The sequence below is a fragment of the Thauera aminoaromatica genome (genome assembly GCF_000021765.1).
Classification (GTDB): domain Bacteria; phylum Pseudomonadota; class Gammaproteobacteria; order Burkholderiales; family Rhodocyclaceae; genus Thauera; species Thauera aminoaromatica.
The window spans coordinates 3,140,599-3,153,748 of the sequence record NC_011662.2 but is presented as its reverse complement, the minus strand read 5'-3'; the positions used below and the strand labels follow the sequence as shown (position 1 = coordinate 3,153,748).

At 69.9% G+C, this 13,150-nt stretch carries 14 protein-coding genes; all 14 read right to left on the bottom strand.

Annotation, left to right across the window (positions count from 1 at the left end; translation table 11 throughout):
* Positions 1 to 5 precede the first annotated feature (5 nt).
* Positions 6 to 803: a flagellar biosynthetic protein FliR gene (gene fliR / locus TMZ1T_RS13880; protein WP_004305547.1), complete on the bottom strand. Its 798-nt coding sequence runs from the start codon at positions 801 to 803 to the stop codon at positions 6 to 8.
* Positions 804 to 837: 34 nt separating this feature from the next.
* Positions 838 to 1,107, bottom strand: coding sequence for a flagellar biosynthesis protein FliQ (gene fliQ, locus TMZ1T_RS13875; protein WP_004305551.1), 270 nt, complete (start codon positions 1,105 to 1,107; stop codon positions 838 to 840).
* 25 nt (positions 1,108 to 1,132) lie between these two features.
* Complete coding sequence (gene fliP / locus TMZ1T_RS13870; RefSeq protein WP_004305553.1) at positions 1,133 to 1,906, bottom strand: flagellar type III secretion system pore protein FliP; 774 nt, start codon at positions 1,904 to 1,906, stop codon at positions 1,133 to 1,135.
* The gene (gene fliO / locus TMZ1T_RS13865; RefSeq protein WP_004305555.1) at positions 1,896 to 2,258 is read right to left on the bottom strand and encodes a flagellar biosynthetic protein FliO; all 363 of its coding nucleotides are present in this window, start codon (positions 2,256 to 2,258) and stop codon (positions 1,896 to 1,898) included. The genes fliP and fliO overlap by 11 nt, the downstream gene beginning before the upstream one ends.
* 8 nt (positions 2,259 to 2,266) lie before the next feature.
* Complete coding sequence (fliN, locus tag TMZ1T_RS13860; RefSeq protein WP_004305558.1) at positions 2,267 to 2,734, bottom strand: flagellar motor switch protein FliN; 468 nt, start codon at positions 2,732 to 2,734, stop codon at positions 2,267 to 2,269.
* Positions 2,727 to 3,737 carry a flagellar motor switch protein FliM gene (gene fliM / locus TMZ1T_RS13855; RefSeq protein WP_004305559.1) on the bottom strand — a complete coding sequence of 337 codons (1,011 nt, stop codon included), beginning with the start codon at positions 3,735 to 3,737 and terminating at the stop codon, positions 2,727 to 2,729. The genes fliN and fliM overlap by 8 nt, the downstream gene beginning before the upstream one ends.
* A 12-nt stretch (positions 3,738 to 3,749) precedes the next feature.
* Positions 3,750 to 4,322 carry a flagellar basal body-associated FliL family protein gene (locus TMZ1T_RS13850; RefSeq protein WP_004305560.1) on the bottom strand — a complete coding sequence of 191 codons (573 nt, stop codon included), beginning with the start codon at positions 4,320 to 4,322 and terminating at the stop codon, positions 3,750 to 3,752.
* 93 nt (positions 4,323 to 4,415) lie between these two features.
* A complete protein-coding gene (locus TMZ1T_RS13845; RefSeq protein ID WP_012585741.1) occupies positions 4,416 to 5,852 on the bottom strand; it encodes a flagellar hook-length control protein FliK in 1,437 nt (478 codons plus the stop codon).
* A gap of 119 nt (positions 5,853 to 5,971) precedes the next feature.
* Complete coding sequence (gene fliJ / locus TMZ1T_RS13840; RefSeq protein ID WP_004328705.1) at positions 5,972 to 6,412, bottom strand: flagellar export protein FliJ; 441 nt, start codon at positions 6,410 to 6,412, stop codon at positions 5,972 to 5,974.
* Positions 6,413 to 6,656: 244 nt separating this feature from the next.
* On the bottom strand, positions 6,657 to 8,051 hold the full coding sequence (gene fliI, locus TMZ1T_RS13835) for a flagellar protein export ATPase FliI (protein WP_012585740.1): 1,395 nt from the start codon (positions 8,049 to 8,051) through the stop codon (positions 6,657 to 6,659).
* Entirely contained in the window at positions 8,048 to 8,653 is a 606-nt protein-coding gene (locus tag TMZ1T_RS13830) for a FliH/SctL family protein (protein WP_012585739.1), read from the bottom strand. The genes fliI and TMZ1T_RS13830 overlap by 4 nt, the downstream gene beginning before the upstream one ends.
* A gap of 135 nt (positions 8,654 to 8,788) precedes the next feature.
* Entirely contained in the window at positions 8,789 to 9,934 is a 1,146-nt protein-coding gene (locus tag TMZ1T_RS13825) for an ISAs1 family transposase (protein ID WP_012584185.1), read from the bottom strand.
* A 414-nt stretch (positions 9,935 to 10,348) separates the two neighbouring features.
* Entirely contained in the window at positions 10,349 to 11,350 is a 1,002-nt protein-coding gene (gene fliG / locus TMZ1T_RS13820; RefSeq protein WP_004321893.1) for a flagellar motor switch protein FliG, read from the bottom strand.
* The gene (gene fliF, locus TMZ1T_RS13815; RefSeq protein ID WP_004321894.1) at positions 11,347 to 13,062 is read right to left on the bottom strand and encodes a flagellar basal-body MS-ring/collar protein FliF; all 1,716 of its coding nucleotides are present in this window, start codon (positions 13,060 to 13,062) and stop codon (positions 11,347 to 11,349) included. Before fliF ends, fliG begins: the two co-directional genes overlap by 4 nt.
* Positions 13,063 to 13,150 lie beyond the last annotated feature (88 nt).

Below are 13,150 nucleotides of genomic sequence, written 5' to 3'. Positions count from 1 at the left end.
CCCTCTCAGGGTGTGGGGCGTGGCGCGAGCGCGTCGAGCAGCAGGCCGATGGTGTCGTAGCTGCGCTCGAAGAGGCTTTGCAGCACCGGCGCGAAGTTGCTCATGATCAGCAGCACGCCGATGAAGCCCGCGGTCAGCGTGATCGGAAAGCCCACCGCGAAGAGGTTGAGCTGCGGCGCCGCGCGGGTCAGCACGCCGAGCGCGATGTTGGCCACCAGCAAGACCGCGATCACCGGCAGCGACAGCAGCAGCCCCGCCGAGAACACCGTGATGCCGCTGCGCGCGAGGAAGGCCCAGCCGCCGGCATCCACCGCATCGGTCGCCACCGGCAGCCACTCGAAGCTGCGCACCAGGAGGTCGATCATCAGCAGGTGGCCGTCGATGGCGAGGAAGATCAGGGTCGCGAGCAGGTTGAGGAAGTCGGACAGCACCGCGGTCTGCCCGCCCGCGTCGGGGTCGAAGAAGACCGCGAACGAGAGGCCCATCTGCATCCCGATCAGGGCGCCGGCCATGTCCACCGCAGCGAATACGATGCGCATCACGAAGCCGATGGCGATGCCGATCAGGATCTGCTGCGCGAAGATCGCCAGGCCCAGTCCGCCGCCGGGTGGCACCTGCGGCATCGGCGGCAGGACCGGCAGCACCGCCATCGCCACGCCCAGCCCGATCGCCAGGCGGATGCGCACCGACACGCCACGGTTGGAGAACACCGGCGCCGACGCGAACAGCCCGAGCAGGCGCCCGAGCGGGAACATCAGCGCCGCCAGCCAGGCGTCGAGCTGGGCTGCGGTGACGGAGAGCATGGTGGCGGGGAAGGGCGAGGGGCGGGGAGGAGGCTCAGCCGATCATCGCCGGGATCGACTCGAACAGCCGGCGGATGAAGTCGGTGAGCAGGGTGATCATCCACGGCCCGGCCAGCACCAGGGTCACGAAGATCGCCACCAGCTTGGGCACGAAGGAGAGCGTCATCTCGTTGATCTGGGTGGCGGCCTGAAAGATGCTGATGATCAGGCCGGTGACGAGCGCGGCGAGGAAGAGCGGCGCCGACACCATCAGGGTGACCTCGATGGCCTGGCGGCCGAGCTCGATGACGGTGGTGGGGGTCATGGCGTTTGTCCTCGGGCAGGCGCGGTCACACCGCGAAGCTCTGCACCAGCGAGCCGATCAGCAGCGTCCAGCCGTCGACCAGCACGAACAGCATGATCTTGAAAGGCAGCGACACGATCACCGGCGACATCATCATCATGCCCATGGACATCAGCACCGAGGCCACGACCATGTCGATGATGATGAAGGGGATGAAGACGATGAAGCCGATCTGGAAGGCGGTCTTGAGCTCGGAGGTGACGAAGGCGGGGATCACCACCCGCATCGGCAGGTCCTCGGCCTTGTCCACCGGCGGCAGCTTGGCCAGCCCGGCGAAGAGCGCGAGGTCGGGCTCGCGCACCTGCTTGAGCATGAAGCCCTTCACCGGCACCGAGGCGCGCTCGAGCGCCTCGTCGAACTGGATGCGGCCTTCGGACATGGGCAGATAGGCCTCCGTGTATACGCGCTCGCCGACCGGCGCCATCACGAAGAAGGTGAGGAAGAGGGCGAGGCCCAGCAGCACCTGGTTGGGCGGCGCGGTCTGCGTGCCCATGGCCTGGCGCAGCAGCGAGAACACGATGACGATGCGGGTGAAGCAGGTTGTCATCAGCACCAACGCCGGGATGAAGCTCAGGAGCGTCATCAGCATTAGCGTCTGGATGGTCAGGCTGTAGGTCGTGCCGCCGCCCGCCGCCGGGCTGGTGGTGAGCGCGGGCAGGGCCTGCGCCGTCGCCAGCAGGGGCAGGCCGGCGAGCGCGCAGGCGAGCGCGAGGCGCAGCAGTGCCACGGGGTGGCTCGGGGCGCGGCGCTCAGGCTTCATCGCGGCGTTCCCTGCGTTGCGCAGCCTGGCGCAGCCAGGTGGCGAAGGTCTTGCCGCCCGGCAGGGGCTGGGCCGGCAGGTCGGCGGGCAGCGGCAGGTCGGCGCGCTTGAGTTCGTGCAGGCGCGCGACGCTGCCGGGCGCCACGCCCAGCACCAGCACGTCTTCACCGATCTCGACCAGCACCACGCGCTCGCGCGGGCCGACCGCGGCCGCGCCGAGCACCTTGATCGCCGCGCCGCCGCCGCGCGGGGCGGACAGGCGGCGTAGCAGCCACAGGCAGGCGAACAGCAGGCCGACCACCACCGCCAGGCCGAAGCTCATCTGCACGAGACTGGCGCCGAGTTCGGGCATCGCGCTGCTCAGTTGCGGATCTTCCGCATGCGCTCGGCGGGGGTGATGATGTCGGTGAGGCGGATGCCGAACTTGTCGTTGACCACCACGACCTCGCCCTGGGCGATCAGGGTGCCGTTCACCAGCACATCCATGGGCTCGCCGGCCAGGCCGTCGAGCTCGACCACCGAGCCGTGCGCGAGCTGCAGCAGGTTACGGATCGACAGCTTGGTGCGCCCGAGCTCCACGGTGATCTGCACCGGGATGTCGAGGATCATGTCGAAGTCGTTGAGCGCGCCCGGCTTGCCCGCCGGGGCGCCGAAGTCCTCGAAGAGCTGGCTGGCGGGGCGGGCCTGGTAGGGCGAGTCGCCCATCGCCGCGGCCGCAAGCTCGGCGGCGACCCGATCGGCTTCGCTGTCGCCGCCTTCCTCGGCGGCGGCCTGTTCCTGCATCGCGGCTGCCCAGTCGTCGTCGGTAATCAGGTTCTCGTCAGCCATTCTGGGCTCCCGGAATCATGGGGGGTTCGTTGTCCTCGGCGGTGATGAAGCGCTCCACGCGCAGCGCATAGCGCCCGTTGCGCGTGCCCTGGCGGCATTCGAACACCGGCACGCCGTCGACCTCGGCCTGCAGCACCGGCTGCACCGCGAGCGGGATCACATCGCCGACGCGCATGTCGACGATGTCGCGCAGGCTCACCCGCGCCGTGCCGAACGAGCATGCGAGTTCCACCTCGGCGGTCTGCAACTGACGTGTCAGCAGCTTGATCCAGCGCCGGTCCGAGGTGAGGTGGTCGCTCTGCATCGAGGAATAGAGCAGGTCGCGGATCGGCTCCAGCATCGAGTACGGGAAGCAGATGTGCATCTCCGCCTGCGAGCCGCCGAACTCGACCGAGAGGCTGGTCGACACCACCACCTCGGAGGGCGTCGCGATGTTGGCGAACTGCGAGTTCATCTCCGAGCGGATGAACTCGGGCTGCAGATTGAACACCGGTGCCCAGGCGCGCACGTATTCGGCAAACACGACGTCGAGCATGCCGCGGATGATGCGCTGCTCGGTCGGGGTGAAATCGCGGCCCTCCACGCGGGTGTGGAAGCGCCCGTCGCCGCCGAACATGTTGTCCACCACCAGGAAGACCAGGTTGGGGTCGAACACGACCAGCCCGGTGCCGCGCAGCGGCTTGGCGGTGATCAGGTTGAGATTGGTCGGCACCACCAGGTTGCGCACGAACTCGGCGTACTTCTGCACCTTGATCGGCCCCGCCGACACCTCGGCGTTGCGGTGCATGTAGTTGAACAGGCCGATGCGCAGGTAGCGCGCGAAGCGCTCGTTGATGAGCTCGAGCGTGGGCATGCGCCCGCGCACGATGCGTTCCTGGGTGGCGAGGTTGTAGGGGCGTACGCCCTCGACGCCGGCTTCGTCCGCGACCGGCTCGTCCGACTCGCCGGTGACGCCCCGCAGCAGGGCGTCGACCTCTTCCTGGGAGAGAAAGTCCGCGGACATGGCGGCGATCCCTTACTGGATGATGAAGGAGGTGAACAGCACGGCCTGCACCGGGCCGTTGGGCACCGGCCTGCCGGCGGCGTCGCGCACCGGCTTGAAGCCGAGCGCCTCGTTCACGCTCTCGGTGATCGCCAGCGACAAGGCCTCGCGGCCCTCGACGGTGGCCACCTCGGACGGCAGCTTGCTCGACAGCAGCAGGTTGATGCGGTGGCGGATCTCCGGCATGAAGGCCTTCAGCGTCGGGTCCATGGTCGCGTCGGCCACGCGCATCACGGCGACCACCTGCAGGTAGTGGTCGCCCTCGTCGCGGCGCAGGTTGACCGTGAAGGCGTCGAGCGGGATGAAGGTGGGCGGCTTGGTGAGGTCCACCGTGCCGGTGGTGTGCAGCTGCTGCGCAGCCGGCGCGGCGTGGGCCGCCGGCTCCTCGTGCTCCTTGTCCTTGCCGCCCTTGAGCAGCAGCAGCGCGACGAGCGCGCCGAGCACGAGCACGATCACCACGAGCACGATGATGAGGATCAGGCCGAGCTTGCCCTTCTTCTTGGGGGTCTCGTCGCCTTCCTCGGTCTTTGCCGGCGCCTTGGCCATGCGAATCTCCTGTAGTACGGATTGAATTATCCGGGAGGTCCGCACCCGCCAAAGCGCCGATTAGTGGGGCAAGCCCGCCCCAATTCGCGCGCTTCAGGCGAAGGTGTCGACCATCCCCTGTTGCTGTTTCAGCCACACCCCGGCACCGCCGGTGCCGGCGTGGCCACTCGCGCCCGCCTCGCCGCGCTCGCCACGACCGCCGCTGCCTTCGCGTCCATCGCCCTCGCGGCCCTGGCCGGAGGTGCTCACGTTGGCGTCGCCCAGCAGGATGCCGGCCTGCTGCAGCGCCTCGCGCAGCTGCGGCAGCGCGCGTTCGAGCGCGTCGCGCGCGGCCTGGCTCGAGGCGATGAACTGCGCCGTCGTCTGGTCGCCGGCGAGGTTGATCGACACCTCGAGCTTGCCCATGTTCGGCGGCGTCAGCACGAGTTCGGCCTTGCTCTCGGCACGGCCGAGCATCCAGCGCACCTGATTGCCGACGTCTTCCGCCCAGCCCTGCTCGCCGGCCGGGGTCGCCACCGGCAGCTGCGGCGATGCGGCGTGCGCGGAGGACGCCTGGCGCAGCAGATGTGTCGCGCCATGCGTGTGCGCCAGGCCGGCCGGCAGGTTGCCGTTCGCGTTGCTCGTGCCCGGCACCTCGAGGCCATCCGCCGCGGTGCCGCCTGCACCGGCGCCGCTCGCGCCGCGAGCCGCCATGGTTGCGGCGGCGAACTCGCGGCCCTGGAGCAGGAAGGCCGGCGTGGCGTTGCCATCGGGACCGGTGTTGCCGCCAGCCGTGGCCGACAGATCGGTTTTCGGCAGCAGTGCGGAATTCTGAAGCGACTTGCGCCCGCCGTCCGCAACCAGCTGCAGCGTGCCCGCTTCGGAGCCGGTCGCATCCGCGCCGGAGGGGGCTTCGGCGCGACCGGCGAGCAGTGCGGCAATCGCTGCCGGCAGGCCGGCAAGGGCTGCCGGGTCGGTGGGCGAGCTTGCCGTCGCGGTGACCGTATCGGCAGATGTTGCGTCGGCATCGACCACGGCGCCCGCGGCCAGGGCGGCGAGGCGCGCGGCGTGGCCCGCCTGGCTCGCGACGGCCTGCGGCGAAGCGGCGGCATCGGCTGCTTCGCCGGCGGCGTCCGCCTGCGCGGTGGCGGCGTCCTCGTCGGCGGCGGCGCCCGCCCCGCCGGTGCGAGCGTCCGTAGCGCCCTTGTCAGGTGCGGACGTACCGGAAGCGGCGGCCTTGCCTGCGTCCGCCTGTGTGGCGGGCCCGGCGCTGCGGTCACCCGCGGCGGGGCCGCTGCCGGCAGGGCGCTCGGGCTCGCGTGCGGGTTCGGCGGAGGCCGTGCGCTCGGGCGGTCGCGGGGCCGGGGGGGGCGACTCGGGCTTGCGCGGCGCCGGCTCGGGCGTGTTCATGCGGTTCTCGAGCGTGCGCGAGAAGCTGTCGGGCTGCGCGCCCAGGCCGTCCAGGGCGGAGATGCCGATGCGGGCCTGCTGCGCGCCGAGGCGAAGCTGCGCGACGTTGCCGAGACTGGAGGGGGAGAACGGTGCGGACATGGTTGCGGGCCTCTCGTGGGCTGGATGCGATGGATCGCGGACGATCCGACAGCCCATCAAAAGCAAGCCTCATGCCATGGGTGTGTCACCGGGTCGGGCGGCTGCCGCGGCTTCCCGCGTCAGGCGTCCTCGCCACCGCGTCGGGCGGCGTGCTCGTCCGACTGCTTCTGCTCCTGGCGCGCCTCGCTGCGCGCGACCGCGTGCTGGTGGCGCTGGGCGAGGGTGTCGAAGGCCTTGAGCTTGGTGCGCTGGGCGAGCCAGGCCTGCTGGCCCTCGACGGTGCGCGCGCGCGATTGCTCGACCACCTTGCGCTGCGCGGCGATCGCGTCGTCGAGCTTGGCGATGAAGGCGCCATAGTTGCGCCATGCGTCCGCGCTCAGGCCGTCGCGCGCGGCCTGCACGAAGCGCTCGTGATATTCCGTGCGATAGTCCTCGAGCATCTTCAGCTTCTGTTCCACGTCGCGTTCGGCGGCGACGAGTTCGCCCAGGCGACGCGCAGCCTCGTCGGTGCGGGTGCTGGCGAGGTCGAGCAGGGGCTGGAGGTGGAAGGAGGCGGGCATCGGCGTCGTGTCACGGGGGCGTTGCAAACAGCATTCTAGCCGTTCGCCGGATGCCCGAGGTGGGCATATTTCGGTCGGCTCGTCCTCGACCGTGACGAAATGCTCGCGATCGATGTCGCGGGTGCAGGAGCGACGCCAGTCGCGATCGCGGCGCTTCGGCCCCGCGGCGGCGCAGCTTCGCCGCCCGATCGCGGCTGGCTTCGCTCCTACGGGCGAGCGGGAGCGCTTGCGCCTCGTGCCTTTCTCACCCGAACACCTGCGCCAGCTTCTGCAGGGCACCCTCGTAGGTTTCGTGTTCCTGGATGCCTTGTTGCAGGAAGGCTTCGAGCCTGGGGTAGAGCTTGACGGCCATGTCGAGCAGGGGATCGCCGCCGGGCTGGTAGGCGCCGACGGCGATCAGGTCGCGAGAACGCTGGTAGCGCGAGAAGAACTGCTTGAACTGGCGCACCACGTTGAAGTGGTCGTCGCCGACGAGGTTGTGCATCGCGCGCGAGATCGACTGCTCGATGTCGATCGCCGGGTAGTGGCCCTGGTCGGCGAGATTGCGCGAGAGCACGAAGTGGCCGTCGAGGATGGCGCGCGCCGCGTCGGCGATCGGGTCCTGCTGGTCGTCGCCCTCGGCGAGCACGGTGTAGAAGGCGGTGATCGAGCCACCGCCCTCGGGGCCGTTGCCAGCGCGCTCGACCAGCGCGGGCAGGCGGGCGAACACGCTCGGCGGGTAGCCGCGGGTGACCGGCGGTTCGCCGATCGCGAGCGCGATCTCGCGCTGCGCCATCGCATAGCGCGTCAGCGAGTCCATGATCAGCAGCACCTGCTTGCCCTGGTCGCGGAAGTACTCCGCCACCGTGGTGGCATAGGCCGCGCCCTGCATGCGCATCAGCGGGCTGGTGTCGGCGGGCGCCGCCACCACCACCGAGCGCGCCAGGCCCTCGGGGCCCAGGCTGTGGTCGATGAACTCCTTGACCTCGCGGCCGCGCTCGCCGATCAGCCCGACGACGATGACCTCGGCCTCGGTGTAGCGCGCCATCATGCCGATCAGCACCGACTTGCCCACGCCGGAACCGGCGAACAGGCCGAGGCGCTGGCCGCGGCCGACGGTGAGCAGCGCGTTGATCGCGCGCACGCCGACGTCGAGCGGCTGTGCGATCGGCGCGCGTGCGAGCGGGTTGATGGCACGCCCCTGCAGCGAGCGCGTCTCCTGGGTGTGCAGCGGGCCCTGGCCGTCGAGCGGGCGGCCGGCGCCGTCGACCACGCGGCCGAGCAGGGCGTCGCCCACCGGCAGGTGCTTGGCGCGGTCGGCGGCGCGCCGGCGCGGGCCGATGCGCTTGCCCGGGACCAGGCGCGGCACACCGACTTCCATCGGCAGCACGCGCGCGCCGGGCGCCAGGCCGAAGACGTCGTCGGTGGGCATCATGTAGAGCTTGTCGCCGTTGAAGCCGACCACCTCGGCCTCGACCGCGCCGCCGCCGGGCACCAGGATGCGGCAGCCCGACCCGAGCGGCAGCTTGATGCCGGCCGCTTCCATGACCAGGCCGTTGATGCGGGTGAGGCGGCCGGAGACCTCGAGCGGGTTGCAGCCCTCGACCAGGCGGCGGCCGTCGCCGAGGAAGTCGCGCCACAGCGCCTGGTGACGGTTCATGCCGGCGGCTCCGGCGCGGGCGGGGCGGTGTCGGCAACCGGGCCGGTCGCGTCGCCCGCCTCCGCTTCCTCCGCAACGTGCCAGCGCGCGCGCTCGTGGCCGATGGATTCGAGCACCCGCCGCCAGCGCGTCTCCAGCGTCGCATCCACCTGCGCGCCCTGGCCGTCGATGCGGCACTCGCCGCGTTCGAGGCGGGCGTCCTCCTGCAGGCGGTGGCCGGCGTGGGCGAGCTGTTCGCCAAGGTGCTCGCGCACCAGGGCGAGGTCGTCGGGGTGGAGCTGGATGTGGGCGTGGCCCTGAGGCAGCTGGAGCAGCGCGCTGCGCACCGTCTCGAGGATGGCCTCGGGGTGCTCGGCAAGGGTGAGCTTCACCATCCGCCGCGCCATCTCGATCGCCAGCGCCATCAGCTGCTCGGCGATCTCGCCGTCGAGCTCGCGCAAGGCCTCGTCCAGGCTGTCGGCGAGCCCGGCCAGGCGCGCAGCCTCGGCCTCGGCCCGTGCACGACCCTCGGTGTAGCCTTCGGCACGCCCGGCTTCCAGCCCCTCGGCGTGGCCGGCCGCGCGGCCTTCCTCGAAGCCGGCGCGGCGCATGTCGTCGTGCATGCGCTCGATCTCCTCCGCGGTGGGCAGGTGGAAATCGGGCGGCAGCGCGGCGACGGAGTCGGCTGCGGGCGGGGACGGGGCGGGCTCCGGCGCGGGGGGGGCAATGGCAGGGCTCCCGCAGCTACGCGTTCATCATCAATCGTCGTCATCCTCGTCTGGTGGCTCAAAGCCCAGCAGCGCAGCCCGAAACTCATCGGACGTCGCGGCCAGCAGTCGCTTGGTTTTGATGCTCGTCTTGATGGACTTATCGAGCCGGATGAGATTGAGCGCCATGTGGCGCACCAGCGCCAGGTTGTGGGCAATGTGACCGATGCGTCCGCGTGCGTAGTCGTCACCGAACTGAACATCCAGACACCAGTGCAGCCGATTCTCCACTTCCCAATGACTTCTGATCGCCACCGCAATGCGCTCGGCGTCGGCCGGCAGGCTGCTGATGTAGTAGACGCGCTCGGTGCTGGTGCGCTCGCCCACCGTTCGCACGCGCTCGACGACGGCAAAGCTGGCCACGTCCTTCCAGGCCTCGGCCTTGTGGAGCCGATCGGTCGCATCAAAGGCCGTACAGCGTCGCACCTCGATCCGTCCATGGCCGGTGCTCGTGGTTTCATGGGTCGAACTTGGTGTCAGCGGACCGCGCGGATCGATGTCGGCGAACATGATCGAGTCGAGCAGCTTCGGGTGGTTGTCCTTCACGCACAGCACGTAGTGGGCACCTCGCTCACGGATGGCGCGTGCGATCTTGGTCTGCGTGCCCATCGCATCGATGGTGACGATGCAGCCCTCGATGTCGAGCACCTTGAGCAGTTCGGGGATCGCCGTGATCTCGTTGGACTTCTCCGCCGTCGCCGTCTGGCCCAGCACCACGCCCACGTTGGCCGCAAACGCGCTGACCAGATGCAGCGGCGCAGCGGCCGCCTTGCTCGTGGTACGTCGGCTCGACTTGCCATCGATGGCGATGACCTGGTCTTTGCCCACTGCCGGAATGATGCCGCCGACCCAGGTGCGAAAGGCCTGTTCGAACTGTTTCGGATCGAGCAGCGCGAACACGCGCTCGAAGGTGTCGGGCGAGGCCACGCCGTAGTCGAGCCGCAGAAAGCCCCTCAGCCACGGCACTTTGGCGCGCCCCCACTGCGAGATCTCCTCGAAGTCGTCGGCGCCGCTGAGCACCGCGCACACCGCCACGGTGAGCAGTTCGCTCAAGCGGTGCCGCGTCTGTTGCGCATTGCGCCAGTCCTCGAGGCCCTCGAAAACCTCCACCATGTCGGCCAGCTTCCCTATGTCCATCGGTCGCCCAAAAAGACAGGAAGCTACACAAAAACACCGATTGTGAACAGGGGTATGTCAAGTGACTGATCGTGAACGAGTTTTTGAGGTGGTCAACGACGAATGGGTAGCTGCGGCAGCCCTGGGGGCAATGGGCGGCGAGGCTGTGGAGGGCGCGGGCGCCGCTTGCACGAGGCCTGCGAGATCCGCGGGCGCGAAGGCTTCCGGCGGCGGTGCCGAGCCCTTGCCGGCGGGGGCATCGAAGTCCTCCGGTTCCCAGCGCCGGTAGGCGCCGACCGCCTGGTGGCGCGAGATGCTCACGGCACGATCCTCCTGTCTCCACGCGGGTTCCACCCTGGGCCGCGCCACGCGCTTCCTCCCGCGCGGCCGCACGGGTGCGCCGCGGGCGAACTCCGCATGCGGGCGGCGCGGGGATCACACGAAGCCATCGTCCCCGCCCTTGCCGCCGAGCATGACCTGGCCTTCCTCGGCCAGGCGGCGCACCGTCTTGAGGATCTCCTTCTGCTCGGCCTCGACCTCGGACAGTCGCACCGGGCCGCGCGCCTCGAGGTCCTCGCGCAGCATCTCGGCGGCGCGCGAGGACATGTTCTTGAAGATCTTCTCGCGCAGCTCGGGCGGGGCGCCCTTGAGCGCGATGATCAGCGAGTCGGACTGCACCTCGCGCAGGATGGACTGGATGCCGCGGTCGTCGATGTCGAGCAGGTTCTCGAACACGAACATCTCGTCGAGGATCTTCTGCGCCAGCTCCGGGTCGTATTCGCGCACGTTGTCGATGACCGCGGTCTCGGCGCCCGAGCCGACGAAGTTGAGGATCTCGGCGGCGTGGCGTACCCCGCCCATGGCCGCCTTCTTCACCGTGGTCGCGCCCGAGAGCATGCGCGTGAGGGCGTCGTTGAGCTCCTTCAGCGCGGTCGGCTGCACGCCGTCGAGCGTGGCGATGCGCAGCACCACGTCGTTGCGCAGGCGGTCGTCGAAATGCTTGAGGATCTCGCCGGCCTGGTCGTACTCGAGGTGCACCAGGATGGTGGCGATGATCTGCGGGTGCTCGCCCTTGATCAGGTCGGCGGCGGTGGCCGCGTCCATCCACTTCAGGCTCTCGATGCCGGCGGTCTCCGAGCCGCTCATCATGCGCGACAGCAGCTGGTTGGCGCGGTCGTCGCCGAGCGCCTTGGTGAGCATCTCGCGCAGCTGGTCGTCGTCGGACTGGATCATCGAGCCCTTGCCGAAGTGCTCGTTCACCTCGATCAGCACCGGCTCCACGGTCTCGCGCGACTGCGGCGTCATCGAGGCCATCTTCATGGTCAGCTTCTGCACCTCGCGCGGGCCGAGCTGGCGCAGCACCCCGGCGGCGGCGTCGGGGCCGAGGGTCATCAGCAGCAGCGCTGCCTTCTCCAGGCCTTCCTCGGGCGTCGTCACTTGCGCGCCTCCTCGTTCATGCCCATCCAGTCCTTGATCAGGTTGGCGACCATCTTGGGATCGTTGCGCGCCGCGGCGCGGGCACGCTCGAGGCGCTGCTCGAAGGTCTCCGTCTCTTCACCCTCGCCGGTCTCGCCGGACAGGGTGACGCGCACGCCTTCCTCGCCCTCTTCGCCTTCCCCGCCTTCCTCGCCCGCGGCGGCGCCCTTCTTCTCTTCCTTCGGCTTGGGCGGCACCACGGTGCGCAGCAGCGGGCGGATCACGCCAAAGTAGGCGAACAGGATCGCGATCAGAACCAGCAGCCAGTTCAGGCCTTCCTTGCCGAGCGCGACGATCTCCGGATCCTTCCACGGCGGCGGTGCGGCTCCGCTGCCGTCGTCGGCGAAGGCGCCGCTGGCGACGTTGATGGTGTCGCCGCGGTCGGCGTTGTAGCCCACCGCCTCGCGCACCAGGTTGGTGATGCGCGCGATCTCCTCGTCGGGCAGCGGCACGTTGGTGGGCGTGCCGTCGGGCCCGGGGAGGGTGCGATTATTCACCACCACCGCGACCGACAGGCGCTTGATCTGCCCGACCGCCTGCTTGACGTGCTGGATGTTGCGGTCGAGCTCGTAGTTGAGCACCGCGCTGCGGTTGCCGCTCGCCAGGCCCTGCGCGCCGCCGCCGCCGGCCACCTGCGGGTTGGTGATCGGCGCGGTGGCCGGCACCGGGGGCTGGTTGGTGAGCGCGCCGGGCACGCCCTGCGCGCCCGGCTGCGGGTTGAAGGCCTCGCTGGTCTGCTGGCTGCGGATCGCCTGGTCGGGTGTGGGGTTGGGCTTGTAGGTCTCGGCGGTCTGCTCGACCTGGTTGAAGTCCACGTCGGCCGCCACCTGGGCGCCGTAGTTGCCCTTGCCCACCAGGGGCGCGAGGATCTTGTCGATGCGCTCGATGAAGCCCTGCTCGAGCAGGCGGACGTATTCGAGCTGGGTGGCGTCGAGCCCGGCGCGCAGCAGCGGGTCGGCCTGCTCGGTGAGCAGCTTGCCGTTCTGGTCCACGATCTTCACGCCCTCGGCGTGCATGCGTGGCACGCTCGACGACACCAGGTGCACGATGCCGGCGACCTGGTCGGGCGAGAGGATGCGGCCGCCGCGCAGGTTCACCATCACCGAGGCGGTGGGGCGCTGGTCGTCGCGCAGGAAGGCGGTCTGCTTGGGCATCGCCAGGTGCACCCGGGCGCTGGCCACCGCGTCGATCGCCTGCACGGTGCGGGTCAGCTCGCCTTCGAGCGCGCGCTGGTAGTTCACCTGCTCGTTGAACTGCGAGATGCCGAGCTTCTGGCCGTCCATCAGCTCGAAGCCGGCGAGGCTGCCCTTGGGCAGGCCGTCGGCCGCCAGACGCAGCCGCGTCTCATGCACCTGCGCCTGCGGCACCAGGATGGCGTGGCCGGTGGGCGACATCCTGTAGGGGATGTTGCGCTGCTGCAGCTCGGCGATGATCTGTCCGCCGTCGCGCTCGTCGAGGTTGGAGAACAGCACCGCGTACTCCGGGGCGCGGTTCCACAGCAGGGAGCCGGCCACGAGCGCGATCGCCAGCGCGATGGCGACCGCGCCGGCGATCTTCTGGCGCGTGCTGAGCGCGGCGAGGTTCTGCAGCGCCTGCTGCATCCGCGTCGTCGCCTGCGCATCGGCGGGGGCGGCGCCCGGAGGCAGGTCGGCGGTGTTTTCTGCTGCGGCCATGATGGCGGTCCTGTTGCATACGCTTTGGCGGATGGCGGCATTGTGCGTCCGCGCGTGCAAGCCTCGTGGCGTGAAAAGCGGCATTTTT

Bases quoted from the DNA above. Each gene is read 5' to 3' on its own strand.
- fliM (WP_004305559.1), bottom strand. From the start codon at position 3,737: ATGTCCGCGGACTTTCTCTCCCAGGAAGAGGTCGACGCCCTGCTGCGG.
- TMZ1T_RS13825 (WP_012584185.1), bottom strand. From the start codon at position 9,934: ATGGACATAGGGAAGCTGGCCGACATGGTGGAGGTTTTCGAGGGCCTC.
- fliR (WP_004305547.1), bottom strand. From the start codon at position 803: ATGCTCTCCGTCACCGCAGCCCAGCTCGACGCCTGGCTGGCGGCGCTG.
- fliF (WP_004321894.1), bottom strand. From the start codon at position 13,062: ATGGCCGCAGCAGAAAACACCGCCGACCTGCCTCCGGGCGCCGCCCCC.
- fliI (WP_012585740.1), bottom strand. From the start codon at position 8,051: ATGAACCGTCACCAGGCGCTGTGGCGCGACTTCCTCGGCGACGGCCGC.
- fliJ (WP_004328705.1), bottom strand. From the start codon at position 6,412: ATGCCCGCCTCCTTCCACCTCCAGCCCCTGCTCGACCTCGCCAGCACC.
- fliP (WP_004305553.1), bottom strand. From the start codon at position 1,906: ATGAAGCCTGAGCGCCGCGCCCCGAGCCACCCCGTGGCACTGCTGCGC.
- TMZ1T_RS13830 (WP_012585739.1), bottom strand. From the start codon at position 8,653: ATGCACGACGACATGCGCCGCGCCGGCTTCGAGGAAGGCCGCGCGGCC.
- fliQ (WP_004305551.1), bottom strand. From the start codon at position 1,107: ATGACCCCCACCACCGTCATCGAGCTCGGCCGCCAGGCCATCGAGGTC.
- TMZ1T_RS13850 (WP_004305560.1), bottom strand. From the start codon at position 4,322: ATGGCCAAGGCGCCGGCAAAGACCGAGGAAGGCGACGAGACCCCCAAG.
- fliN (WP_004305558.1), bottom strand. From the start codon at position 2,734: ATGGCTGACGAGAACCTGATTACCGACGACGACTGGGCAGCCGCGATG.
- TMZ1T_RS13845 (WP_012585741.1), bottom strand. From the start codon at position 5,852: ATGTCCGCACCGTTCTCCCCCTCCAGTCTCGGCAACGTCGCGCAGCTT.
- fliO (WP_004305555.1), bottom strand. From the start codon at position 2,258: ATGCCCGAACTCGGCGCCAGTCTCGTGCAGATGAGCTTCGGCCTGGCG.